Raw genomic sequence first — 25,138 nt, 5'->3', positions numbered from 1 at the left:
GCTGCCCTCCACCGGGCGTACTGCTCGCCCTGAAGTGTCCCTCGTTGCCCATAAGCGGACTTTATGTCTCCCGCAGATACCCAGGTGAAAGGCACTCCGAAACCTTGGTATTGTTATCCATGTCGCCGCGGGGAACACCCCGCAGAGACAGACACCTTGTCCGGGTGGCGGAATGGCAGACGCGCTAGCTTGAGGTGCTAGTGCCCTTTATCGGGCGTGGGGGTTCAAGTCCCCCCTCGGACACCAGCAGAAACCCCAGTTGATCTGGGGTTTTTCTGTTTCTACGGGTCTGATGGTGTTTCGCGTGACCCACCGCGTGACCCACGGAATGGGCCGCTTCCCCAGGCCGGTGGCGTGACCAACCACGAGACTGACCGGCTAGGGATCTTGGGCCAGGCTGCTACCCGCCCGAGCCCGATCCGGCTGGCGCTGCGTCCGGCCAGCGCCTTTGCGGCGTCCGGGCGGCGCTTGCCGTAGCGCTCCATCGTGTAGCCCGGGTTGTGGTGCCGAGCGTTCTTCGACGCCTCGACTGGGCTCGCCTTGGCGTTGAGATCATTGGTGATCTTGCTGGCGCGCCAGTCGTGCAGCCGGAAGTCTTCCGGCAGGTGAAGCCGGTTCCGGACGGTCCGCCACAGGGCGGACACCTTCTCTGGGCCCTGGGGGCCGCCGTCTTCGCCGTGGTAGAGCTTGAAGCCGCCCCTGGCGTCCGCTCGCCGCCAAGGGAGACCACCCAGGAACGACTCCTGGTCTACCTGCCGCCGGAGGCGGACGTCGGCTCGGCCGACCGCATCACCTGGCGGGCCAGGCCTACGAGGTCGACGGGGAGCCCGCCTGCTGGCTGCATGGCTCCCTTCGTCATATCCGGCATCCTTGAGTGGAGGGCGGTGCGATGAGCAAGTTCACGCCCTGGATCGGTACGGCTGGGTCGGCTTGGTCCTCGGCGAAGAGGACCAGCGTTTGAGGCACGCGATGTTGCAGGAGCGGGGTTGGAAGGATCGCAAAGGCCGCCGCTACCCGGGCCGTTGGTACCTGAAGCGCGCTCTGGAGAAGGCGCGGACCGAGTGAGACAGGACCGGGTCGCCGTCGTAGCCGAGTTCCTGCGCTCCGTTCCCGGGCTGCCCGCGCAGCACGTCACGGGTGACCACGTGGGGCTCTTCGTAGCCGCCTGACTCTCCCCCTTCTTCTGCCTGGGCCGAGCACAGTCCAGCGCTCAGCCTTCGTCTTTTCCAAGGAGCCCCATTGACCAACGACGCTTCCAAGATCCGCTTCGCCCCCAACGGCAACCTCTACCCAGGGGGGCTCGTCCTGCTTCCAGGTAGCCGACACCGTGCGGGCGGGCACGTCGAAGGCATGCTTCGTCCTGGCTGTCTAAGGCTTGTCCCGTATAAGGCTGTGAGCTGGGAGGTCGGCTGGCGGTACTGTCGGCCGATGGAGTCTGAGAAGTCGAACGAGTGCTCGCTTCACGGCGGTGGGGCGACTGCACAGAGCTTGGTGGGGCGTCTGCTCGCGGACGCCCTCGGGTCGCGTCACCTGTACGGCGGCGATGACCCGGCGGGGCCGCTGGACGTGTGGCTGATCGATGACCGGAGTGCTTCCGTTCACATCACGACCGGATCGGATTGGTGTCTGATCGTCGAGGAGTCGGAGCCGCACGCCGACTACGACATGGGCGACTCGGGGCTCGTCACGGTGGGAGCGCTCGACAAGGAGGCACCGTTCGCAGATCACATCGGGGAGAACATTCTGGCGGTGCGGGAAGACCACGAACCGAACACCGGACGCGTCGCCCTGGAGCTCTCGTTCCCCAACGGCCGCGTCCGTTGTGAGAGCTGGGCTGGGGGCCTCCGCCTGACCTCGATGTGATGATCTTGGCGTGGCTGGTGTGATCACGGTCGGGCAGTCGCCCAGGCCAACCGGCGGCAGGCCGGACACCGCCCTGCCGTGCCACCGCCCGGATCAGCCACCAGAGGAGCGCCACCAGGACGAGGGACATGCCGGTGAGGATGACGGACGTTTCTGGTCGGGCAGGGCAGGGCGATCGTCCAGGGGCGCCGACCGGTCTCCCGGTGGTCACGAGCACCGCCGGCAGGCCGCGGGAGCGGCGGGATCCGGGGGGCCTTGACGGGGCGTCACGGCCGGGCGGCCGTGACGTCCGAGCGAGTGGGTGTGCACGGGAACCTCGAACCTGGCCGGACCTCACCCGCTGCCGCCCAGGGTGGGGGTACGCCGACATCGCCACCGGGCGGCAGGACCGACATCGCCACCGGGCGGCAGGGCTCGACCTTCGAAACGGTCGGCGGTAACCAGGGGCGTTCTCACGGCAGCGGAACTCCCTGAGGATCCGGTCGCCGTCCTCCTTCGAGCTCGCGGACCCGGGCACGCTCCCGGCCTGCCCGTCGTACTCCCGTACTCCATCTGTAGTACCCCCCAATCCGTCCCCAAGTACGACGACGCCGGCCGTCGGGCGAGGCATCGTGGAGGTATGAAGGGCTACGGGACGGGTGACCGGCGAGGGGTGACGTGAGTTCGCTGGTGGTGTCGGTGCTGCTGTGTCTGGTGTCCGCTGTGTGTTACGCGGCCGCGGCCATCGTGCAGGAGCGTGTCGCGGCCACCGGCGGCGGGGCCTACGGGCCGTTGCGCCGGCCCAGCTGGTGGGGCGCCGTGGCGCTGACCGGCGTCGGAGCCGGGTTGCATGTGGTGGCGCTCGCCTACGGGCCGCTCAGTCTGGTGCAGCCGATGGGCGCGCTGACGATCGTCTTCGCGCTGCCCATGGCCGCCGTGTTCGTACGCCGGCCCGTGGGTGCCGTGGGCTGGCGGGGCGCTCTGCTGGCCACCGGAGGGCTGGCCGGGCTGCTCACCCTGACCGGGCCGCCGCGCACCGAGTCCCTCGACGCCGCGCAGCGGCCCCTGCTCGCGGCGGCCGTGCTCGGCGTCGTCGCCGCGCTCACCGTCCTCGCGCACTGGACGCGCGGACCGGTCGTCCGCGGTGTCGTGCTGGCGTGCGCCGCGGGAGTCGCCTTCGGGATGGCGTCGGTCTTCACCAAGGCCGTCGCGGAGGACTGGACCGCACGGCAGACCGGTTCGCTCGTGCCGACCGTGGTCACGATAGGGCTGCTCGCCTCGGCCGGGATGCTGCTGTCGCAGGCTTCGTACCGCGGCGCGGGCCTCGCCGCGCCGCTCGCCACCGTGACGGTCGTCAATCCTGCCGTCGCCGCCGCCGTGGGGATAGCCGTCCTCGGCGAGGGCTTCCGGTACGGAGTGACCGGCGGGCTGCTGGCCCTCGTCGCCGGGGCCCTCGCCGCGGCCGGGGTGGTGGTCCTGACGCTCCAGGGCGCCGGACGCGGCGAGGAGGGCGGCGTCCGCGAGGAGGCCATGGAGCTCGCCGGGCTGCCCGCCGTCCCGGACAGCCCCGAAACCCTCCCCGCTCCCTCGCGCCTCCCCGGCGCGCGGACCCACGCCCATTGTCTCGCCGGAAGCCGGTCCTGCGCCAAGTCCGGTTAGTACGGGGCATGGTGCGCGGCCGGTCCCACGCGTCACCATGGTGACCGGCCGGCCGACACCCCCGGAGGAGCGCCCGTGGACTTCGACGTCGTCGTGGAGATCCCGCAAGGCAGCCGCAACAAATACGAGATGGACCACGAGCGGGGACGCATCCGGCTGGACCGGCTGCTGTTCACCTCGACCCGCTACCCCGCCGACTACGGCTACATCGAGGGCACCCTCGGCGCGGACGGCGAACCGCTGGACGCGCTCGTGCTCGCGGGTGAGCCCACGTTCCCCGGCGTGGTGATCAGATGCCGCGCGATCGGGATGTACCGGATGCGCGACGAACAGGGGGCGGACGACAAGGTGTTGTGCGTCCCCTCCTCCGATCCCCGGCACGAACACCTGAGGGACCTGCGGCACGTCCCCGAGTACGATCGGCTGGAGATCCAGCACTTCTTCGAGGTCTACAAGGAGCTCGAACCCGGCAAGTCCGTCGACGACGACGCCGGCTGGGCCGACCGCACCGCCGCCGAGACGGAGATCGCCGCCTCCCGCGAGCGCGCCCACGGCGGCCGCCCCGGACCCCACGGCGACGCGGGGCACGGAGAGCCGACCACCTCGTAGGGGGCCCGGAAGGGGCGGAGGATGAGGTAGAAGGGGGCCATGCCCACCCCCGCACGGCGCGCCGCCCCCGCACCCGCCCTCGCCGCCGTCGCTCTCGCCTACGCCGTCCTGCAACTGTGCTTCGCTGTCGCGCACATGGACCTCGGCTGGGACGAGAGCGTCTACCTCTCGCAGGTCGACCCCCGCAACCCCGCCGCCTACTTCAGCGCGCCGCGCTCGCGTGGCATCACCGTCCTCGTCGCGCCCGTCGTCGCCGTCACCTCGTCCGTGCCCGCCCTGCGGGTGGTGCTGGTGGCGGCGTCCTCGGCGGCGCTGTACGCGGCGTTCCAGGTGTGGGAACCGCTGGTGGGCCGCCGCCGTACGGCGCTCGCGGCGGCGCTGTTCGCCGGACTGTGGATCACCGTGCTCAGCGGCCCCGAGGTCATGCCAAACCTCTGGCTCGCACTGGCGGCGGTCGCGGCCGTCGGCTGGTTCCTGCGCGCCCGCGACGGCGCTCCCGGGCGCCGCCGCGCCCTCCTCCGCCTCGCCGCGACCCTCGCCGCAGCCACGCTCCTGCGCGCCCCGGACGGCGTCTGGCTCGCCCTGCCCCTGCTCGCCGCCTGCGCGGCCGTACGCGCCTGGCGCCGGCCCGGCACCGTGGCCGCCGTCCTCGGCGGGCTCGCGCCGGGCGGTGCGCAGTGGGCGGTCGAGGCGTACGTACGGTTCGGTGGCGTCGCCCGGCGGTTGGCGCTCTCCAGCGAGACCGAGGGCGGCATGGGCGCGCATCTCGGCGCCGGGCTGCGCGCCGCGCTCCGCGCGCTCGACGGACCGCAGTTGTGCCGCCCCTGCCACGGCGCGGGCCCGCCCCTCACCCACTCACTGTGGTGGCTGCTGCTCCCCGCCCTGGCCGCCGCGGCGTGCGTCCTCGCGCTGACGTCCCGGGGCCGCCCCGAGGCCCGCGGCGTGACCCTGCTGCCCGTCGCCTGCGGGATCTCCGTCGCCGCGCCCTACCTGCTGCTGCTCGACTACTCCGCCCCCCGCTTCCTGCTCCCCGCCTACGCCCTGCTCGCCCTGCCGACGGCCGGCCTCGCGGCCCGCGCGCTGCGGGCGGCCTCCCGGCCACGGCTCCGGATCGCCGTCGCCGCGCTGCTGACCGCCGTGCTCGCCGCCCATCTCGCGACGCAGCTGGAGGACTTGCGGGCGAACACGGCCGACGCCCGCGACACCGCCGTCCGCTACCGCCGCGCCGCCGACACCCTGGGGCGGCTGGGTCTGCGGCCGCCGTGCCTGGTCACGGGGCCGCGCGCCCAGCCCGTCGCGTACGAGGCGGGCTGCGCCTCCGCCCAGACCGCCGGCAACAACCGCTCGACCACCCCCGCCGCCCTCGCCCGTACCGCCACCCGGATTCCGACGGCCGTGCTCCACGACCCCGCCGACGGCGGCCTCCCGCCGTTCGCCCGCACCTGGCGCCCGCACCCGCTGCCGGGCACCGACTGGACCGCGTATCTCCCCCGGGACTTCCCCCCGCCCCCGCTTCACGCCTCCCGCAGCAGGGCGGCGAGGTCGCCGTCCAGGTCGAGGTGACCGGTCTCGCTGCCGGCGGGCACCAGCGCGTACGAACGGGCCAGGAACCGGCGCAGTTCGACGGTGTCGATCTGCACCATGGCCACCCCCTCCCGGGCGTGGAACTCCAGCACCGTGCGGTCGGGGCCGCACGGCCACACGTGCACGTCGCCGCCGCCGGCGGGGGAGTTCAGCCCGCAGGCCAGCAGCTCGCGGGCGAACCCCCACTGGACGTCGGCGCCGTCGAGCGAGGCGCCGGGCGGGAAGGCGATGTGCACGGCGAACGGGTCGGAGCGCTGATAGCGGAGCTGCGCGGGAACGGCGCGGTCCTGCGGGGCCGAAGCGATCAGCCGTGCCTGGACAGCTTGGTCGATGACAGTGGACAACGCGTGCTCCCTTGCGGTCGGTGTGGGGTGGTGCGGGTCCTTGCCTCTCTTCTTTCGTGGGAAGAGACGGTGGATCGATTACCTCAGTGCACATGATTCGAGCGTGACCTACGTCACCTTCCTTCGAAGATCAGTACATTTGGCCCCAACGCCTACGAACCTGAAGTAACGTCAGAATGTCGGTGATGCCCGGTGTTGCCGGGTGACGGCGGTCATGGCGACCAACCGGCCCACCCTTCTCACGGCCCCCTGGCGCCCCTCACGGCCGCCCCGTTGGCCCCATCGACACCTTTCGTCCCTGCTCCGGCCGGGCCCGCCGCCGGTGCCCCGCCGTGGGCGTCCGCGCGTTCGGCCGGACCCACCGGTTCCGGCCCGCCGCCGGTGCCGGGAGAGTGATGCACGAGGGGCGCCGGGCGGCGCGCTTCGGCGTGCGCGGAGTTGCGTACGGAAACGCGGAGGCGCCCGTCCGCGCCCCACGGCGCCGCCCACGACACGGCGGCAGACTTGTCGGCATGGTGATTCTGCGGGTTCTCACGCCGGATGACTGGCCGTTGTGGCGGGACGTCCGTCTCGCCGCGCTGGCCGACGCGCCCCACGCGTTCAGATCCCGGCTCTCGGACTGGCGCCGGGGCGGAGAGGAACGGTGGCGCGCCCGGCTGACGATCCCCGGCGCCTACCACGTCGTCGCGATGATGGACGGCCGAGCCGTCGGAGTGGCATGCGGTCTGCCGGGGGACGGCGGTGTCGACGAGCTGAGGTCCCTGTGGGTCGGTCCCGGGCTGCGGGGCAACGGTGTCGGGGACCAGCTGATGGCGGCCGTCGAGGCATGGGCCCTGCGCACGGGTGCCACGGCGTTGAGACTCGCGGTCGTCCCGGGGAACGCCCCCGCCATCGCCCTCTACCGGCGCCACGGGTTCGCCGCCACGGGGGAGCCCGGGGATCCGCTGCCCGACGGCGCGACCAGGGAGCTCGTGATGGCGAAGACGCTTCGCCGAATCCGGGGCGCCCCACGGGCCGGTACGGGCGGCCGGCCCATGGACGGCCCCGCGCCGGTCGGCTAGCTTCCCCGTCCATGAGACGGATGGGGAAGACGCTGCGAGGGATCCGGGTGGGGCTCTGCGGGGCGGTGCTGGCCGCCGCCGGACTGGGCGGCGGGACGCTTTCCGCGCACGCGGCCGCGCCGCGTCCGGACACCGCCCGGCAGCCGGTCTGGGAGACGAAGGACAGTGGCACCGACGCACGGTTCCGCGGGCTCGCCGCCGTGAGCCGCTCCACCGCGTGGGTCGCCGGCACCAAGGGCACCGTGCTGCTCACCCGCGACGGCGGCCGCAACTGGCGGAACGTCTCGCCACCGGGCGCCGCCGGACTGGAGTTCCGGGACGTGGAGGCGTTCGACGCGCGGCGCGCGGTCGTACTGGCCATCGGCGAGGGGGATGCCTCGCGGGTCCTGCGCACGGACGACGGTGGCGCCACCTGGAAGGAGACCTTCCGTAACGCCGATCCGCGGGCCTTCTACGACTGCATGACCTTCTTCGACGACCGTCACGGCCTCGCGCTGAGCGACCCGGTCGACGGGAAGTACCGCGTCACAGCGACCGGCGACGGCGGCCGCAGCTGGCGCGTGCTGCCCTCCGCCGGCATGCCCGCCGCACTGCCCGGCGAGGCGGCGTTCGCCGCGAGCGGCCAGTGCCTGGTCGCCTCGGGCGGCCACGACGCCTGGATCGCCACCGGCGGAGCCGGGCGCTCCCGCGTGCTGCACTCCGCCGACCGCGGCCGGACCTGGGCCGCCACCGAGACGCCCGTACCGGCCGGTGACCCGGCGCGCGGCGTCTTCGGGCTCGCCTTCCGCGACCGTACGCACGGGCTGGCCGTCGGCGGCGACTACCGCGCCGGGCAGGTCTCCGAACACGCCGCTGCCGCCTCCGGCGACGGCGGCAGGACCTGGACGGCGGCCGGGCGGCCACCGTCCGCCTACCGCTCCGGCGTCGCGTGGCTCCCGTACGGCCGCGCCACCGCCCTCGCCGTCGGACCCGCCGGCAGCGACCTCACCACGGACGGCGGCCGCAGCTGGCGCGGCTTCGACACCGGCTCGTACGACACCGTCGACTGCTCGGCCGACGGCGGCTGCTGGGCGGCGGGGGAGAAGGGACGGATCGCCCGGCTCGGCCGGTCAGGACGGTAGCTGCTGCCGGTAGTGCTCCAGGGCCGGGACGGTCTTCGTCGCGACGAACTCCGTGATGGAGTACTCGCACACCCCGGCCACGGAGAACGGGTCGCTCTGGGTGATCTCCTCGATCTTCGCGCGGTCGTCACCGATCGCGAGGATGATCCCGCCGTCGCGCGGCACCTTGCGGCCGGAGGCGATGAAGACGCCCGACGCGTAGTGGGCGTCCAGCCAGGAGACATGCTCGGCGAGGGCGGCGTCGATGCGCTCGATCGGCGCGATGTAGGTCAGCTCAAGTACGAACATGATCCACAGGCTACGCCCGTCACGTAGCGTGGGAGCCACTATGACGTACGCGACGACCGACAACCCGGGCTGCCCGCCGCCCGACTGGCCCACGACGGAGGCGGCGGCGCGGGCCGTCCAGGACGAGCTGCGGGGCCGGGTGATCCTCGACGAGCCGGGCCCGGAGCCGGGGGCACCGCTGACCGTGGTGGGCGTGGACGTCGCCTACGACGACGAGCGGGACGTCGTCGCGGCCGCCGCCGTGGCGCTCGACGCCGGCACGCTCGACGTCGTGGAGGAGGCGACGGCGGTCGGCCGGGTGTCCTTCCCGTACGTCCCCGGCCTGCTCGCCTTCCGCGAGATCCCCACGGTGCTGGACGCGCTCGGACGGCTGTCCGTCACCCCCGGCCTGGTCGTCTGCGACGGTTACGGACTCGCCCACCCGCGCCGCTTCGGGCTGGCGAGCCACTTGGGGGTGCTGACGGGGCTGCCGACGATGGGCGTCGCCAAGAACCCCTTCACCTTCCGCCACGAGGCGCCCGGCCCGCTGCGCGGGGACAGCTCACCGCTGCTGGACGGCGACGAGGAGGTCGGCCGGGCACTGCGCACACGGGCCGGCGTGAAGCCGGTGTTCGTCTCGGTCGGCCACCGCGTCGGCCTCGACCACGCCTGCGCGTTCGCCCTGCGGCTGGCCCGCGACTTCCGCCTGCCGGAGACCACCCGAGCGGCGGACGCTCTCTGCCGGGGCGCCCTGCGGGCGGCTTCCTGACCCGCGGGTCCCGCCCGTGCGACGGCGGACGACGAACGGGCGTGCGGCAGGGCCGGCGAAAGGGCGGGCGGGCGCGGCAGGGCCCGGAGGGCAGGCGTCGCGCCGGTGTGGAGCGGTGGTGCCCTCGGGCCGCCGAAGACGGGCGGGCGCGGCCGGACTTCGGCGTGGGGCGTCTCGCCGTTGTGACGGGAAGGGCGTGACGCGCGGTGCGAGTGCGGTCGGGCGGCCGCGTTGTCCGGTGAGCGCCCGCCCGCGTCGACGGACAGGCCGCGCCCCAGCCGCTTCGGCTTTCGCCGCGCCCCCGGGCGGATGCCGCGCCGTCGTGGCCGGAGGAGGCGCCCCCGCCCCCGCCGTCTTGACACCCCCCACCCCCTCCGACAGATTCGGCGCGAAGCGAAACGCTGGAGGGTCGCGATGCGTCTGCCCGTTCCCCTGGCCGGGGTCGTGCCGCCGGTCTGTACGCCGCTCACGGCTTCCGGCGACGTCGACGCGCGGTCGCTGACGTCGCTCGTCGAGTACCTCCTGGGCGCCGGTGCGGACGCTCTCTTCGTGCTCGGGACGAGCGGGGAGGCGGCCTTCCTCGACGACGGGCAGCGGGCCACCGTCCTCCGCGTGGCCGTCGAGGCCGTCGGCGGGCGCGTGCCCGTGCTCGCCGGGGTCATCGACATGACCACCGCCCGCGTCCTGGACCACGCCCGCACCGCGCGGGCGCTCGGCGCGGACGCGCTCGTGGCCACCGCGCCGTTCTACACCGGCACCGACCCGGCCGAGACCGCAGGCCACTTCCGCCGCGTCCGGGCCGGCGTCGACCTGCCGCTGATCGCCTACGACATCCCGTCCGCCGTCCACACCAAGCTCGACGCGGCCACCCTTCTGGCGCTGGCCGAGGACGGCACGCTCGCCGGGCTCAAGGACAGCAGCGGCGACCTCGGCGCCCTGCGCCGGCTGCTCGTCGCCCTGCGCGGACGCGGCCTCGACCGCGCGTTCGCCGTGCTGACCGGGTCCGAACTGACCGTCGACGCCGCGCTGCTGGCGGGCGCTCACGGCGTCGTGCCGGGGCTCGGCAACGTGGACCCGGCCGGGTACGTACGCCTCTACGCGCACGCGCGCGCCGGCCGCTGGGCCGAGGCCGCCGCCGAACAGGACCGGCTCGCCGCGCTGTTCGCCCTCACCGAGGCGCGCGACCCGGCGGAGTCCGGCGCCGGCACCTCGCCGGTCGGCGGCTTCAAGGCCGCCCTGCGCCTCCTCGGCGTCATCGACTCCCGCGCCACCGCCGCTCCCCGCACCCCGCTGCCGGACGCCGCCCTCGGCTCCGTACGCGCCCTCCTCGTCCAGGCCGGCCTACTGTAAATCCGGTGGGGCCGGGCGCCGTCCCTCCGGTACGGTGCCGGCATGATCACCCACCGAAAGTCCCATGCCGCGTAGGCCCCCCGCCACGGTCCGGTCCGCCCTGCCCAGGCGGCCGCGCCCGTACGACCGCCCCGGCCGCGTCGTCCCCACCCTGTCCGCACCCGCACAGCGGCAGACGGCGGAGTTCGAAAGGCGCCACGACCGCCCCGGAAGCGTCGCCGACGCCGTCGCCGCCTGGTCCCGGCTGGTGCACGCGCTGCCGCCCTTCGCCGACCGGAACGACTGGGACGACAGCTGCCCCTGCTGCACGCAGACCCTGGCGCGGGAGCTCCTGGAGGACGCCCTCCACAAGCTCCCGCCGGGAGCGGCACGCGAACTGCGCGCCGTGGTCCGGCCGCTCGACGCCGTCTTCCTCGACCGGGTGGCGCCCGAGCCGCGCCTGGCCGACGCCCCCGACTGGTGGACGTACCTGCACCGGCGGCGTGAGTGACGACCGCGCCGGGCGGACGCGCGGCCGGGCGCGGACTAGCGTGTACGGACAGCGACGACCCCCACTCCCGAGGAGACTCCATGGCGGCGACCACAGCCCCGCTCACGGCACGCACGCAGGTCCGCTCGTTCGCGCTCGGGCTGCCCGGGGCCGTGGAGGAGTTCCCCTGGGAGGACGACGCCGTCATCAAGGTCAACAAGAAGATCTTCGTCTTCCTGGGGGCCGAGGGGAACGCCGAGACGCCCGGCATCAGCGTCAAGCTCAAGGACGAGGAGGTGCACGGCCACGCCCTCGCCGTGCCCGGTGCCGCGCCCACGGGGTACGGGCTCGGCAGGTCGGGCTGGGTGTCCGTCCCGCTGACCGGCGAGAGCGCGCCGGTCGAGCTGCTCTGCGACTGGGTCGAGGAGAGCTACCGCACCATCGCGCCCAAGAAGCTCATCGCCCAGCTCGACGCGGGCTGACCACCGCTGCACCCGGCCCCGCTCAAATGCCGCCGCCCCCGCGGCCTTTCCCCGCTCCCCACCGGTCCGCCGGGGGGCTTGTGAAAACTGGAACCCGTTCTTAACATCACGAGTGTTACAGCACTTGTGTCATAAGTGTCGTGGGGTGTCGCGGGAGAGCTCGGGCCGCGCCGCCGTGGGGCCGGTGACGGGATGGCGGTCGGAATGACAGCAACAGGGAACGGCCCGCTCACCGGCGTGCGCGTCGTCGAGCTCGCCGGGATCGGGCCGGGCCCGTTCGCCGCCATGCTCCTGGCCGACCTCGGCGCCGACGTCGTCCGCGTCGACCGGCCCGACGGCCCCGGGCTGCACATCGACCCGCGCCACGACCTCACCAACCGCAACAAGCGCTCGGTGATCGTCGACCTCAAGGCCGCCGACGGACCGGCGACCGTCCTGGACCTCGCCGACCGGGCGGACATCCTCCTGGAGGGCTACCGCCCCGGCGTCGCCGAGCGCCTCGGCATCGGCCCCGGCGCCTGCCTGGCCCGCAACCCCCGGCTCGTGTACGGCCGGATGACCGGCTGGGGGCAGGACGGCCCGCTCGCCCAGGCCGCCGGGCACGACCTCCCCTACATCGCGATCACCGGCGCCCTCGGGCTCACCGGCCCCGCGGACGGCCCGCCGTACGCCCCCGCCAACCTCCTCGGCGACTTCGCCGGCGGATCCCTCTACCTCGTCATCGGTGTCCTCGCCGCCCTCCAGCACGCCCGCGCCACCGGCACCGGCCAGGTCGTCGACGCCGCCATCGTCGACGGGACCGCCCACCTCACCGCCATGCTCCACGGCATGCTCGCGGCCGGCGCCTGGCAGGACCGCCGCGCCGCCAACCTCCTCGACGGCGGCTCGCCCTTCTACGGCACGTACGAGACCGCCGACGGCGGCCACATGGCGGTCGGGGCGCTGGAGAAGCGCTTCTACGCGGAGTTCCTGGACCGCCTGGGCCTCGCGGACCAGGCGCCGCCGCGCGAGGACCTCACGCGCTGGGAGGAACTGCGCACCGCCATCGCCGCCCGCTTCAAGGAGCGCACCCGCGCCGAGTGGACGGCCGTCTTCGAGGGCTCGGACGCCTGCGTCGCGCCCGTCCTGTCGCTGCGCGAGGCCCCCGCCCACCCGCACCTCGCCGCCCGCGCCACCTTCGTCGAGCACGGCGGCCTCACCCAGCCCGCACCGGCCCCGCGCTTCTCCGCGACGCCCGGCGCCGTACGCCGCCCGCCGGCCCGGCCCGGCGCGGACGCCGCCGAGGTGGCGCGCGACTGGGACGTCCCCGGCCTCGACACCTCCCAGGAGGGACCGCACCGATGAAGCGCCAGCTCTTCACCGCCGACCACGAAGCCTTCCGCGGGACCGTACGGACCTTCCTGGCCAAGGAGGTCGCGCCGCACTACGCGCAGTGGGAGCTCGACGGCATCGTCTCGCGCGACGCCTGGCTGGCGGCCGGCCGGCAGGGACTGCTCGGGCTCGCCGTGGCCGAGGAGTACGGCGGCGGGGGCGAGGACGACTTCCGCTACGGCGTCGTGCTCACCGAGGAGTTCACCCGGGCCGGCGCCGCCGGACTCGCCGTCGGACTGCACAACGACGTCATCGGCCCCTACCTCACCTCCCTCGCCACCGAGGAGCAGAAACGCCGCTGGCTGCCCGGCTTCTGCACCGGCGAGACGATCACGGCCATCGCGATGACCGAGCCGGAGGCGGGCTCCGACCTCCAGGGCATCCGCACCTCGGCCGAGGACCGCGGCGACCACTGGCTGCTCAACGGCTCCAAGACCTTCATCTCCAACGGCATCCTCGCCGACCTCGTCATCGTCGTCGCGAGGACGACACCCGAGGGCGGCGCGAAGGGCCTGAGCCTGCTCGTCGTCGAGCGCGGCACGGCCGGCTTCGAACGCGGCCGCAACCTCGACAAGATCGGCCAGAAGGCCCAGGACACCGCCGAGCTGTTCTTCCACGACGTCCGCGTCCCCAAGGACAACCTCCTGGGCGACCTCCACGGCGCGTTCGGCCACCTGATGACCAACCTCGCCCAGGAGCGCATGAACATCGCCGTCGCCGGCATCGCGGCGGCCGAGCACCTCCTGGAGCTCACCACGGCCTACGTCAAGGAACGCGAGGCGTTCGGCCGGCCCCTCGCCAGGCTCCAGCACATCCGCTTCGAGATCGCCGAGATGGCCACCGAGTGCGCCGTCACCCGTGCCTTCGTCGACCGCTGCGTCGCCGACCACACGGCCGGCGAGCTGGACGCCGTGCACGCCTCGATGGCCAAGTGGTGGGCGACCGAGCTGCAGAAGCGCGTCGCCGACCGCTGTCTGCAACTCCACGGCGGCTACGGCTACATGAGCGAGTACCGGGTCGCCAAGGCGTTCACCGACGGCCGGATCCAGACGATCTACGGTGGTACCACCGAGATCATGAAGGAGATCATCGGCCGCTCCCTGCTGTCCTGACCCCGCCCCTCCACCGTTGAAAGGCTTACGACCTTGAGCACCGAAGCGTACGTGTACGACGCGATCCGCACCCCGCGCGGCCGCGGCAAGGCCAACGGGGCGCTGCACGGCACCAAGCCCGTCGACCTCGTCGTCGGCCTGATCCACGAAATCCGGCGCCGCTTCCCGGACCTGGACCCCGCCGCGATCGACGACATCGTGCTCGGCGTCGTCAGCCCGCTCGGCGACCAGGGCTCCGACATCGCCAGGATCTCGGCCATCGCCGCCGGGCTCCCGGAGACGGTCGCGGGCGTCCAGGAGAACCGCTTCTGTGCCTCGGGCCTGGAGGCCGTCAACCTCGCCGCCGCGAAGGTGCGTTCCGGCTGGGAGGACCTGGTCCTCGCGGGCGGCGTCGAGTCGATGTCGCGGGTGCCGATGGGCTCCGACGGCGGCGCCTGGTTCAACGACCCCATGACCAACTTCGACGTCAACTTCGTGCCCCAGGGCATCGGCGCCGACCTCATCGCCACCCTCGGCGGCTTCTCCCGCCGCGACGTCGACGCCTTCGCCGCCCGCTCCCAGGAACTGGCCGCCGCCGCGTGGAAGGAGGGCCGCTTCGACCGCTCGGTCGTGCCGGTGCGCGACCGCAACGGCCTGGTCGTCCTCGACCGCGACGAGCACCCCCGCCCCGGCACCACCGTCGAGACCCTCGCCGCGCTCAAGCCCTCCTTCGCCGGGATCGGCGAGGCCGGCGGCTTCGACGCCGTCGCGCTCCAGCAGTACCACTGGGTCGAGAAGATCGACCACGTCCACCACGCCGGCAACTCCTCCGGCATCGTCGACGGCGCCGCGCTCGTCGCCATCGGCAACCGCGAGGTCGGCCTCCGCCACGGGCTCACGCCCCGGGCCCGGATCGTCTCCGCCGCCGTCTCCGGTTCCGACCCCACCATCATGCTCACCGGCCCCGCCCCGGCCACTCGCAAGGCCCTCGCCAAGGCCGGGCTGACCATCGACGACATCGACCTCATCGAGATCAACGAGGCGTTCAGCGCCGTCGTGCTGCGCTTCGCCGAGGAGATGGGCACCGGCCTGGAGAAGATCAACGTCAACGGTGGCGCCATCGCCCTGGGCCACCCGCTCGGCGCCACCGGGGCCATGCTCCTGGGCACGCTCGTCGACGAGCTGGAACGGCAGGACAAGCGCTACGGCCTGATCACCCTGTGCGTCGGCGGCGGCATGGGCATCGCGACCGTCATCGAGCGCCTCTGACCGTCCGCGCCCGTATCCGCACCCGCGACATCCCCATGGAGACTTCGAAAATGAGCGAGAGCAGCACCATCCGCTGGGAGCGGGACGCCGACGGTGTCGTCACCCTGACCCTCGACGACCCCGGTCAGTCCGCCAACACCATGAACGCCGCGTTCAAGGCGTCCCTCGCCGCGGCCGCCGACCGCCTGGAGGCCGAGAAGGACTCCCTGCGCGGCGTCGTCATCACCTCCGCGAAGAAGACCTTCTTCGCCGGCGGCGACCTGCGCGAACTGATCCGGGTCACCCCCGCCGACGCCGAAGAGGCGTTCGAGGGCGGCCTGCGCATCAAGCGCGACCTGCGCCGCATCGAGACCCTCGGCGTGCCCGTCGTCGCCGCCATCAACGGCGCGGCCCTCGGCGGCGGCTACGAGATCGCCCTCGCCTGCCACCACCGGATCGCCCTCGACGCGCCCGGCACCCGGATCGGCCTGCCCGAGGTCACCCTCGGCCTGCTCCCGGCGGCCGGCGGCGTCACCCGTACGGTACGGCTCCTCGGCATCACCGACGCCCTGCTGAAGGTGTTGCTCCAGGGCACCCGCTACAACGCCCCGCGCGCCCTCGAAGCGGGCCTGGTCCACGAGGTCGCGGCCACCCGCGAGGAACTCCTCGCCAAGGCCCGCGCCTTCATCGACGCCAACCCCCGGTCGGCGCAGCCGTGGGACGTCAAGGGCTACCGCATCCCCGGCGGCACCCCGGCCACCCCGCGCCTGGCCGCCGACCTGCCCGCCTACCCCGCCAACCTGCGCAAGCAGCTGGCCGGCGCCCCCTACCCGGCGCCGCGCAACATCCTGGCCGCCGCCGTCGAGGGCGCCCAGGTCGACTTCGAGACCGCGCAGGTCATCGAGGCCCGCTACTTCACCGAGCTGGTCACCGGCCGGACGTCGAAGAACATGATCCAGGCGTTCTTCTTCGACCTCCAGGCCGTCAACGCCGGTGCCAGCCGCCCGCGGGACATCGCGCCCCGCGAGGTCACCAAGGCCGCCGTCCTCGGCGCGGGCATGATGGGCGCGGGCATCGCCTACGCCTGCGCCAAGGCGGGCATCGACGTCGTCCTGAAGGACGTCTCCCTCGAAGCGGCCGAGAAGGGCAAGTCCTACTCCGCGGGCCTGCTGGCCAAGGCGGTCGCCAAGGGCCGGACGACCGAGGCCGAGCGCGACGCCCTGCTCGCCCGGATCACGCCCACCGCCGACCCGCGGGACCTCGCGGGCTGCGACGCGGTCATCGAGGCGGTGTTCGAGGACTCCTCGCTCAAGCACAAGGTGTTCCAGGAGATCCAGCACATCGTCGCCCCCGACGCGCTGCTGTGCTCCAACACCTCCACCCTGCCCATCACCCTGCTGGCCGAAGGCGTCGAGCGCCCGGTGGACTTCATCGGCCTGCACTTCTTCTCGCCCGTCGACAAGATGCCGCTGGTGGAGATCATCAAGGGCGAGCGGACCGGCGACGAGGCACTGGCCCGCGCCTTCGACCTGGTGCGCCGGATCCGTAAGACCCCCATCGTCGTGGGCGACTCGCGCGGCTTCTTCACCTCGCGCGTCATCGGCCGCTTCATCAACGAGGGTGTGGCGATGGTCGGTGAGGGCGCCGACCCGGCGTCGGTCGAGCAGGCCGCCGCGCAGGCCGGTTACCCCGCCAAGGTGCTCTCCCTGATGGACGAGCTGACCCTCACCCTGCCGCGCAGGATCCGCGAGGAGACCCGGCGCGCCGTCGAGGAGGCCGGCGGCACCTGGGAGGCGCACCCCGCCGACACGGTCATCGACCGGATGGTGGACGAGTTCGGGCGCACCGGCCGCAGCGGCGGCGCCGGCTTCTACGACTACGCGGACGGCAGGCGCACGGGTCTGTGGCCAGGGTTGCGCGAGCACTTCGGCCGGGCCGGCGCGCGGATCCCGTTCGAGGACATGAAGGAGAGGATGCTCTTCTCCGAGGCGCTGGACACCGTCCGCTGCCTGGAGGAAGGCGTCCTCACCTCCGTCGCCGACGCCAACATCGGCTCCATCCTCGGCATCGGCTTCCCCGGCTGGACGGGCGGCGCGCTCCAGTACATCAACGGTTACGAGGGCGGCCTGCCGGGCTTCGTCGCCCGCGCCCGGGAACTGGAGGCGGCGTACGGCGAGCGGTTCGCGCCGCCGGCGCTGCTGCTGGAGAAGGCGGAGAAGGGCGAGCTGTTCCGCTGAGACCCGTTTCCGGGGCTCCGGGTCAAAGGCCGGACGGGACGGAAAATCCAGCCCGTCCGGCCTTTGAGGACACCGCGCGTAGCGCGGCACTGGCCCCGGGGCGCAGCCCCTGGATCACGGCGCCCCGTCCCCTTGCGCGTACAGCCCGCGCAGCTCCCGCTTGAGCGACCGCTGGAACGCTGTGACCAGGGCCTGGACCACCAGCGGCTGCATGTGCGCGGACAACGACCTCATCGCCTCGACGTCGGGCGTGTCGACCTCCTCCTGGAACAGCCGCGTCAGCTCCCGGGCCGTGGCGCGGGCGTGGTCGAGCAGGACCGTACGGGCCGCGAGGATCGTTCCGGGCGCGACGGGCACGTCCAGCAGCCGCACCCCCAGGTACAGCAGGCCGGGGTCCACCCGGAAGGTGCCGGCGTCGTCGGGGTCGCGTTCGAGGACGTCCATGGCGGCGAGCCGGTCGATGTCCTCCTCCGTCAGGGCGCGCCCCGCCCGCCCCTCCAGCTGCGCGCGTGACGCCTCCTCGGGCTTGTCGGGCATCCAGGAGGCCACCAGGGCGCGGTGCAGGGCCAGGTCGTGCGGGCTGAGCCCGTCAGGCAGCCGCCGCAGATAGCGTTCGATGGCGGCCAGGGTGAGGCCCTGGTGCTGGAGCTCCTCGATCAGGGCCAGCCGGGAGAGGTGGTCGGGGCCGTAGTGCCCCACCCGGCGCGGGCCGATCTCCGGCGGCGGCAGCAGGCCGCGGGTGCTGTAGAAACGCACCGTGCGGACGGTCACGCCGGCGCGGGCGGCCAACTCGTCGACGGTCAGACGCGGTTCCTCGGTCTCCGTGGCCATCGGCGGCGCCTCGCTCTCTCTTCCGCTCCGTCGGGTCCAACAGTATTGCTGTACCACCATCGCTGTGAAACCCGCGCGGCGCACCGTCCCACGGCCTCGGGACGCGATTGTCGGTGGCGGGTGTCAGGCTGGCCTGGCAGAGGATCCGCGCAGGGCCGCGCAACGGGTCCGCGAAGGGAGAGCGTCATGATCACGACAGATTTCGTTCCCGGCTCCCCGTGCTGGCTGGATCTCGGCGCGCCCGACGTGCCGGCCGCCGCCGCCTTCTACGGCGCGGTCTTCGGCTGGGAATTCCAGTCCATGGGGGAGGAGGCGCCCGATTACGGCTTCCTCAAGCTGGGCGGCAGAACCGTCGCGGGGATCGGTCCGCTCACCGAGAAGGGGGCCCGCTCGGCCTGGATGATCTACTTCCACACCACCGACGCCGACGCCACGGCCCGGAACGTGGAGCAGGCGGGCGGCACGATCCGCCTGATCCCGATGGACGCGGACAGCGAGGGCCGGATGGCTCAGTTCAGCGACCCCTCCGGGGGACAGTTCGCCGTCTGGCAGCCGGCGGACACCAACGGGCTCGAAGTGGTCGACGAGCCGGGCAGCCTGTGCTGGACGGAGCTCTACACGACGGACGCGGCCGGCGCGAGGGAGTTCTACGGCAACCTCTTCGGCTGGGACACCGAGGACATGCCCCTGCCGGGCGGTGGTGGCACGTACACGCTCATCACCCCCGCGGGTCTGGGCCAGGAGCGCATGCAGGGCGGGCTGATGCAGCTCCCGTCGGAGCACCTCACCCTGACCGGCGGCCGCCCCTACTGGCACCCGGTGTTCGCCTCCGCGGACTGCGACATCACGGTGGAGAAGGTCAGGAAGGCCGGCGGCACGGTGCAGATGGGGCCCGAGGACGCGGAGGGGGTCGGGCGGCTGGCGGTCTGCGTCGACACCGCGGGCGCGGACTTCGTGGTCCTCACGCCCTCCGACTGAGCGCCGAGGGGCCCGTCCCCCCGCGCGCTTCGCGGTGGGACGGGCCCGGTCGGGTCCCGCCGGACGGGATCAGTGCCGGTGCGCGGCCTGCGACTCCTGGATCTTCTTCCAGGACTTCGGCCGGGCCGGTGCCTTGAGCGACTTGGCCGCCTTGCCGGTCTTCGCCGCGGGCGACGGCGGAGTGGTCGGCTTGGAGGTCGTGAACAGCCAGGTGTCGAAGGTCTTGGCGAGCTTCTTGCCGGAGACCTTCTCGGAGAACTTCACGAAGTCCTGCACCGAGGCGTTGCCGAACTTGTTCTCGGCCGGCCACTGCTTGAGGATCTTGAAGAAGGTCTCGTCGCCGACGGTGTTGCGCAGCACCTGGAGGGCGATGGCCCCACGGTTGTAGACCGCGCGGTCGAACTGCTTGTCGGCGCCCGGGTCACCCGGCTTGACCGTCCAGAAGGCGTTGTCGGCCGGGACGGAGTCGTAGATGTAGTCGGCGAGCTCCTGGGCGGTGCCCTCACCCTCCTTCTCCGACCACAGCCACTGCGCGTAGGTGGCGAAGCCCTCGTTGACCCAGATGTCCCGCCAGTCCTTCACCGACACGCTGTCGCCGAACCACTGGTGCGCGAGCTCGTGCACGACCAGGGAGACGTTCGCGCCGTTGGCGAAGCCCGAGGGGCTGTAGTACGGCCGGGTCTGGGTCTCCAGCGCGTAGCCCGTCTTCACGTTGGGCACATAGCCGCCCACCGCGTTGAAGGGGTACGGGCCGAAGACGTTGCTGCCCCAGTCGATGACCTCGGCGGAGCGCTCGACGCTGGCCTTGGCGGACGGGCCGTTCTCGCCGAGGTCCTTGCTGTAGGCGCTGAAGACCGGCAGGCCGCTCGCGGTGGTGTCCGTGGTGATGTCGAACTTGCCGACCGCCAGCGTGGTCAGATACGTGGCCTGCGGCTTGGTGGAGCGCCAGTTGTAGCGCGTCCAGCCGAGCTTGGTGGACTGCGAGGCCAGCACGCCGTTGCTGATCGCCTGGAGGCCCTCCGGCACCGAGACCGAGATGTCGTACGTGGCCTTGTCGGTCGGGTGGTCGTTGCTCGGGAACCACCAGGGAGCCGACTCGGGCTCATTGGCCACGACCGCGCCGTCCGGGGTGCGCTGCCAGGCGGAGTAGCCGTCGATCTTCACCTGCGAGGGCGTGCCGCTGTAGCGGACGACCACGCTGATCTGCTTGCCCTTTTCGAGCGGGGCGGACGGCGTGACCTCCAGCTCGTGCGCGCCGGACTTCGCGAACGTCGCCTTCTTGCCGTTGACCAGCACCTCCCTCACGTCGAGCGCGAAGTCGAGGTTGAAGCGCGACAGCGACTGCGTGGTGGTGGCCAGCAGCGTCGCCGTGCCCTCCAGCTTGTCCGACGTGGGCTGGTACTTCAGGCGCAGGTCGTAGTGGGAGACGTCGTAGCCGCCGTTCCCGGACGTGGGGTAGTAGGAGTCTCCGACGCCCGGGGCGCCCGGGGAGGCGTCGGCCGCCGACGCGGGGATCGCCAGCAACAGGCAGGCCGCGGCCGCACTCGGAACGATGAGTCTGTGACGCACGAGTCACTCCAACTCGTAGAGGAGATCGATTACTCGAAGCCTATGTACTCACCTCAAGGCGGGGAATGTCCATGGCGCATTCCGACATATGATCGACATGTTCAGGTCATAAGGGGGGTTCAGGCCACCACACGAGACGGCTCCTCCCCCTTCTGTACGACAGGTGTGCGCGCTACCGTCCGGCGGTGCGAACACGCTCGCGGGACACCCGCATACCTCGGATCACACTCGTACTGGCGGCGGTGGCCGCCCTGTTGACCGCCTTCCTCCCCCTGGCCGCGACGGGCACGGCGAACGCCGCGGGCCCGCACGGCGGGAGGGACGGGGAGAGTAAACCCATCTACGCGTACGACCGTGCGGTGCGCGAGTCCGTATGGGTGGACACCCGGGTCGACGGCGACGGCGACGGCCGCTCCGACCGCGTCGCCGTCGACATCATCCGGCCCCGCGAAGCGGCCGAACAGGGCCTGCGGGTGCCGGTGATCATGGATGCCAGCCCGTACTACTCCTGCTGCGGCCGGGGCAACGAGAGCCAGAAGAAAACCTATGACGCGCGCGGCAACCCCGTGCAGTTCCCGCTGTACTACGACAACTACTTCGTACCGCGCGGCTACGCGGTCGTCCTGGTCGACCTCGCCGGAACCAACCGTTCCGACGGCTGTGTCGACATCGGCGGCCGCTCCGACATCCAGTCCGCGAAGGCCGTCGTCGACTGGCTGAACGGGCGCGCCCGCGGCTACGGCAGCCGCACCGGCCGGAGCGCCGTCAAGGCCGGGTGGACCACCGGGGCCGTGGGAATGATCGGCAAGAGCTACGACGGCACCGTCGCCAACGGTGTCGCCGCCACCGGCGTCGAGGGGCTGAGGACCATCGTGCCCATCGGCGCGATCAGCTCCTGGTACGACTATTACTTCGCCAAGGGCGCCGCCCTCTTCGGCAGCGGCCCCGACGGCCTCGCCGACCGGGTCGAGAGCCCCGAGGCACACGGCCGCTGCCAGGCCGTCCAGCGCGAACTCGCCGAGGGCGCCCCGCGCAACGGCGACCGGACACCCCTGTGGAACGACCGCGACTACGTACCGGACGCCGGCAAGGTGCGCGCGAGCGTGTTCGCCGTCCACGGCATGCAGGACCTCAACGTCCGCACCAAGCACCTCGGCCAGTGGTGGGACGCGCTCGGCCGCCAGGGCGTCGAGCGCAAGATCTGGCTCTCCCAGACCGGCCACGTCGACCCCTTCGACTTCCGCCGCGAGACCTGGGTACCCACCCTCCACCACTGGTTCGACCACTACCTCCTCGGCTACGACAACGGCGTCGAACGCGAGCCGATGGCCGACATCGAGCGCGCCCCCGACCAGTGGTCCACCGACCGCACCTGGCCGCCGAGCGGCACCCGCGCCACGGCGCTGCGCCCGGCCGCCGGACCCGCTGCGGGCGTCGGCACCCTGGGTCTGAAGCCCGCGCCGCCCGGCACCACGGCCGCCTTCACCGACGACCCGAAGCTGAACGAGCAGGACTGGGCCGCGCACATCGACGAGTCCACCCCCGGCAAGGCCGGCTTCACCACCCCGCCGCTCACCCGCGACCTGCGGCTGTCCGGCTCCTCGACCGTCGACCTCACCGTCACCCCGTCCACCACCTCCGCCCACCTCTCCGCCGTCCTCGTCGACCTCGGCCCCGCCACCATCCGCGACTACGGGGCGACGGGCGAGGGCATCCTCACCCTGGCCGACCGCAGCTGCTGGGGCAGCAGTGCCACCGGTGACAGCGCCTGCTTCAAGCGGACCGAGGCCGACAGGGAACAGGTCGGCCACACCGTCCTCAGCCGTGGCTGGGCCGACCTCGGCCACTACGCCGAACCCGCCCCGGGCCGCGCCCTGACCCCCGGCAAGCCCTACACGATCACCCTCGACCTCGCCGCCACCGACCACGTCGTCCCGGCCGGCCACCGCCTGGCCCTCGTCGTCGCCGGGACGGACGCCGGCCTCGTCGAGCCCGCCTCGACCACACCCCGTCTGACCGTCGACCTGAGCGGGACCTCGGCCCGGCTGCCGCTCGTCGGCGGCTACGCGGCCTTCGCCCGCGCCACCGCCGGCCACTTCCGCCCGGCACCCTCCACGGGCACCCCGCCGCACGGCATCCGCCCGCAGGTGCCCGACCACCTGCCCGCCGGCTGACCACCCCGGCCCCGCCCCGGCCGGGGGCGGGGCACCGGTGCGGGGACAACCGGTTCGGGAGCGGCTCCACCAGCGGTTAGAGTCGAGGGGTTATGAGTGCCACTCTCGTCGCCAAGGACCTCGCCGCCGGACATGGCGACCGCACCCTCTTCTCCGGGCTCGACCTCGTCGTCGCCCCCGGGGAGGTCATCGGCCTCGTCGGCGCCAACGGCGCCGGCAAGTCGACGCTGCTGCGGATGCTCGCCGGCCTGGACACCCCCGAAGAGGGCGCCCTCCGGCTCAGCCCTCCCACCGCGAACATCGGCCACCTGCCTCAGGAGCCCGAGCGGCGCGACGGCGAGACCGTACGGGCCTTCCTCGCGCGCCGCACCGGCGTCGCCGAGGCCCAGGCCGCCCTCGACGCCGCCACGCAGGCCCTCGTCGACGGCGCTCCGGGCGCCGACGACGCGTACGCCGTCGGCCTCGACCGCTGGCTCGCCCTGGGCGGCGCCGACCTCGACGAACGCGCCGAGGAGGTCACCGACTCCCTGGGTCTGACCGTCGGCCTCGACCGGCACATGACCAGCCTCTCCGGCGGCCAGGCCGCCCGCGCCGGGCTCGCGTCCCTGCTGCTCAGCCGCTACGACGTCTTCCTCCTCGACGAGCCCACCAACGACCTCGACCTCGACGGCCTGGCCCGCCTGGAGGACTTCGTCACCGGGCTGCGCGCCGGCACGGTCCTGGTCAGCCACGATCGCGAGTTCCTCACCCGCACCGTCGACAAGGTCCTCGAACTCGACCTCGCCCAGCAGCAGGTCACCCTCTACGGCGGCGGCTACACCGCCTACCTGGAGGAGCGCGAGACCGCCCGCCGGCACGCGCGCGAGGAGTACGACGAGTACGCCGACACCCGCGCCGCCCTCGAGGCCCGCGGCCGCATGCAGCGGAACTGGATGGACAAGGGCGTCCGCAACGCCCGTCGCAAGTCCACCGACAACGACAAGATCGGGCGCAAGCTGCGCGCCGATTCGACGGAGAAGCAGGCCGCCAAGGCCCGGCAGACCGAGCGGCTCATCGAACGGCTGGACGTGGTCGAGGAGCCCCGCAAGGAGTGGGAGCTCCGGATGGAGATCGCCGCCGCGCCGCGCTCCGGCGCGGTCGTGGCCACCCTGCGCGGCGCCGAGGTGCGCCGTGGCGACTTCACCTTCGGGCCCGCCGACCTGCAGATCGACTGGGCCGACCGGGTCGCGATCACCGGCGCCAACGGCTCCGGCAAGTCCACCCTGCTCGCCGCCCTCCTCGGCCGGCTGCCGCTGGACGCCGGCGCGGCCTCGCTGGGCCCCGGCGTCGTGGTCGGCGAGGTCGACCAGGCCCGCGCGCTCTTCTTCGGCACGGAGCACCTTCTCGACGCCTTCGGGGCGGCCGTGCCCGAGCTGGAGCCGGCGGAGGCCCGTACGCTGCTGGCCAAGTTCGGCCTGAAGGCCGCGCACGTGCTGCGCCCGGCCGTCACGCTCTCCCCCGGCGAACGGACCCGCGCCGCGCTCGCCCTCCTCCAGGCCCGGGGCGTCAACCTCCTCGTCCTGGACGAGCCCACCAACCATCTCGACCTGCCGGCCATCGAACAGCTGGAATCCGCGCTGTCCTCGTACAACGGCACGCTGCTCCTGGTCACCCACGACCGCCGCATGCTCAGCGCGGTCGAGACGACGCGCCGCATCGAGGTCGCGGCGGGCCACCTGACAGAACACTGAGCGCTGAGCCCTGCGGGCGGCCGGCCGGTGATCCCGTGCGGGCTGCGTGGTTGCGCGCCGTCGCGGCGGTGAGGTGGTCGCGCGGCGACCTGTTCTGCTGCGCAGAGGCCGGGGCGGCCGGGGGCGTAGCGGGTCCGCGCCACGTCATGCCGCGACGGCGGCCGACCTTCCGGTGGTGCCGGGCCCCCATCCCGCCGCTACGGCGTGGTTCGGCGGTGCCATGGGGCCTGGGTGGGGCGCCGTCCGCGCCGGGCGGTTCCGTCGTGTTTGGCGGTGGGCTCGGCACCGCCGGACTCCGCCACGGTGGTTGCGCGTCGTCGCGGCGGTGAGGTGGTCGCGCGGCGACCTGTTC

General features: G+C 72.9%; 21 protein-coding genes and 1 tRNA gene. 18 read left to right on the top strand and 4 right to left on the bottom strand.

From position 1 onward, the window contains the following. Window positions 1-158: 158 nt before the first annotated feature. The 5 genes from J7E86_RS14195 (at window position 159) to J7E86_RS14175 (ending at window position 5,673) form a co-directional block, all read left to right on the top strand. Window positions 159-246, top strand: a tRNA-Leu gene (locus J7E86_RS14195). 993 nt (window positions 247-1,239) lie between these two features. Beyond that, the gene (locus tag J7E86_RS14190; RefSeq protein ID WP_251019119.1) at window positions 1,240-1,863 is read left to right on the top strand and encodes a hypothetical protein; all 624 of its coding nucleotides are present in this window, start codon (window positions 1,240-1,242) and stop codon (window positions 1,861-1,863) included. Between the two features lie 657 nt (window positions 1,864-2,520). Next, entirely contained in the window at window positions 2,521-3,501 is a 981-nt protein-coding gene (locus J7E86_RS14185; RefSeq protein WP_215082007.1) for a DMT family transporter, read from the top strand. A gap of 75 nt (window positions 3,502-3,576) precedes the next feature. Next, entirely contained in the window at window positions 3,577-4,110 is a 534-nt protein-coding gene (locus J7E86_RS14180) for an inorganic diphosphatase (protein ID WP_215082006.1), read from the top strand. Between the two features lie 39 nt (window positions 4,111-4,149). Continuing rightward, the gene (locus J7E86_RS14175) at window positions 4,150-5,673 is read left to right on the top strand and encodes a hypothetical protein (RefSeq protein ID WP_215082005.1); all 1,524 of its coding nucleotides are present in this window, start codon (window positions 4,150-4,152) and stop codon (window positions 5,671-5,673) included. Here J7E86_RS14175 and J7E86_RS14170 read toward each other — a convergent pair. Next, window positions 5,625-6,038, bottom strand: coding sequence for an SsgA family sporulation/cell division regulator (locus J7E86_RS14170; protein ID WP_215082004.1), 414 nt, complete (start codon window positions 6,036-6,038; stop codon window positions 5,625-5,627). The genes J7E86_RS14175 and J7E86_RS14170 overlap by 49 nt on opposite strands. A gap of 512 nt (window positions 6,039-6,550) precedes the next feature. Here J7E86_RS14170 and J7E86_RS14165 point away from each other — a divergent pair. Both J7E86_RS14165 and J7E86_RS14160 read left to right on the top strand, forming a co-directional pair. Then, entirely contained in the window at window positions 6,551-7,099 is a 549-nt protein-coding gene (locus tag J7E86_RS14165; RefSeq protein ID WP_215082003.1) for a GNAT family N-acetyltransferase, read from the top strand. 20 nt (window positions 7,100-7,119) lie between these two features. Then, a complete protein-coding gene (locus J7E86_RS14160; RefSeq protein WP_374223799.1) occupies window positions 7,120-8,220 on the top strand; it encodes a WD40/YVTN/BNR-like repeat-containing protein in 1,101 nt (366 codons plus the stop codon). Here the strand turns inward: J7E86_RS14160 and J7E86_RS14155 are convergent. After that, on the bottom strand, window positions 8,209-8,508 hold the full coding sequence (locus J7E86_RS14155; protein ID WP_215082001.1) for a YciI family protein: 300 nt from the start codon (window positions 8,506-8,508) through the stop codon (window positions 8,209-8,211). The genes J7E86_RS14160 and J7E86_RS14155 overlap by 12 nt on opposite strands. A gap of 40 nt (window positions 8,509-8,548) precedes the next feature. Between J7E86_RS14155 and J7E86_RS14150 the strand changes: the two genes are divergently transcribed. The 8 genes from J7E86_RS14150 (at window position 8,549) to J7E86_RS14115 (ending at window position 17,504) form a co-directional block, all read left to right on the top strand. Then, complete coding sequence (locus tag J7E86_RS14150; RefSeq protein WP_215082000.1) at window positions 8,549-9,256, top strand: endonuclease V; 708 nt, start codon at window positions 8,549-8,551, stop codon at window positions 9,254-9,256. Between the two features lie 414 nt (window positions 9,257-9,670). Continuing rightward, window positions 9,671-10,606 (top strand): dihydrodipicolinate synthase family protein, encoded by a 936-nt coding sequence (locus J7E86_RS14145; protein WP_215081999.1) that lies wholly within the window; start codon window positions 9,671-9,673, stop codon window positions 10,604-10,606. A gap of 64 nt (window positions 10,607-10,670) precedes the next feature. Further along, on the top strand, window positions 10,671-11,096 hold the full coding sequence (locus tag J7E86_RS14140; protein ID WP_215081998.1) for a hypothetical protein: 426 nt from the start codon (window positions 10,671-10,673) through the stop codon (window positions 11,094-11,096). A gap of 80 nt (window positions 11,097-11,176) precedes the next feature. Next, window positions 11,177-11,557: an MmcQ/YjbR family DNA-binding protein gene (locus J7E86_RS14135; protein WP_215081997.1), complete on the top strand. Its 381-nt coding sequence runs from the start codon at window positions 11,177-11,179 to the stop codon at window positions 11,555-11,557. A gap of 204 nt (window positions 11,558-11,761) precedes the next feature. Next, window positions 11,762-12,901, top strand: a complete 1,140-nt coding sequence (locus tag J7E86_RS14130; protein ID WP_215081996.1) for a CaiB/BaiF CoA-transferase family protein — start codon at window positions 11,762-11,764, stop codon at window positions 12,899-12,901. Then, window positions 12,898-14,040: an acyl-CoA dehydrogenase family protein gene (locus J7E86_RS14125; protein ID WP_215081995.1), complete on the top strand. Its 1,143-nt coding sequence runs from the start codon at window positions 12,898-12,900 to the stop codon at window positions 14,038-14,040. The genes J7E86_RS14130 and J7E86_RS14125 overlap by 4 nt, the downstream gene beginning before the upstream one ends. Before the next feature lie 33 nt (window positions 14,041-14,073). After that, entirely contained in the window at window positions 14,074-15,288 is a 1,215-nt protein-coding gene (locus J7E86_RS14120; protein WP_215081994.1) for an acetyl-CoA C-acetyltransferase, read from the top strand. Between the two features lie 50 nt (window positions 15,289-15,338). After that, complete coding sequence (locus J7E86_RS14115) at window positions 15,339-17,504, top strand: 3-hydroxyacyl-CoA dehydrogenase NAD-binding domain-containing protein (RefSeq protein ID WP_215081993.1); 2,166 nt, start codon at window positions 15,339-15,341, stop codon at window positions 17,502-17,504. Between the two features lie 114 nt (window positions 17,505-17,618). Here the strand turns inward: J7E86_RS14115 and J7E86_RS14110 are convergent, their stop codons facing one another. Further along, window positions 17,619-18,335: a MerR family transcriptional regulator gene (locus tag J7E86_RS14110; protein ID WP_215081992.1), complete on the bottom strand. Its 717-nt coding sequence runs from the start codon at window positions 18,333-18,335 to the stop codon at window positions 17,619-17,621. A gap of 186 nt (window positions 18,336-18,521) precedes the next feature. Between J7E86_RS14110 and J7E86_RS14105 the strand changes: the two genes are divergently transcribed. Continuing rightward, the gene (locus tag J7E86_RS14105) at window positions 18,522-19,313 is read left to right on the top strand and encodes a VOC family protein (RefSeq protein ID WP_215081991.1); all 792 of its coding nucleotides are present in this window, start codon (window positions 18,522-18,524) and stop codon (window positions 19,311-19,313) included. Window positions 19,314-19,382: 69 nt separating this feature from the next. Here the strand turns inward: J7E86_RS14105 and J7E86_RS14100 are convergent, their stop codons facing one another. Continuing rightward, window positions 19,383-20,882 carry a M1 family metallopeptidase gene (locus tag J7E86_RS14100; RefSeq protein ID WP_215081990.1) on the bottom strand — a complete coding sequence of 500 codons (1,500 nt, stop codon included), beginning with the start codon at window positions 20,880-20,882 and terminating at the stop codon, window positions 19,383-19,385. A 185-nt stretch (window positions 20,883-21,067) separates the two neighbouring features. Here J7E86_RS14100 and J7E86_RS14095 point away from each other — a divergent pair, with 185 nt between their 5' ends. Both J7E86_RS14095 and J7E86_RS14090 read left to right on the top strand, forming a co-directional pair. Next, window positions 21,068-23,056: a Xaa-Pro dipeptidyl-peptidase gene (locus J7E86_RS14095; RefSeq protein WP_308312587.1), complete on the top strand. Its 1,989-nt coding sequence runs from the start codon at window positions 21,068-21,070 to the stop codon at window positions 23,054-23,056. A gap of 92 nt (window positions 23,057-23,148) precedes the next feature. Continuing rightward, a complete protein-coding gene (locus J7E86_RS14090) occupies window positions 23,149-24,786 on the top strand; it encodes an ABC-F family ATP-binding cassette domain-containing protein (protein WP_215081989.1) in 1,638 nt (545 codons plus the stop codon). The last annotated feature ends 352 nt before the right edge of the window (window positions 24,787-25,138 follow it).

Source organism: Streptomyces sp. ISL-11 (genome assembly GCF_018614525.1).
GTDB lineage: Bacteria > Actinomycetota > Actinomycetes > Streptomycetales > Streptomycetaceae > Streptomyces.
The sequence above is the reverse complement of the archived record's forward strand: the minus strand, read 5'-3'. Positions and strand labels throughout refer to the sequence as shown.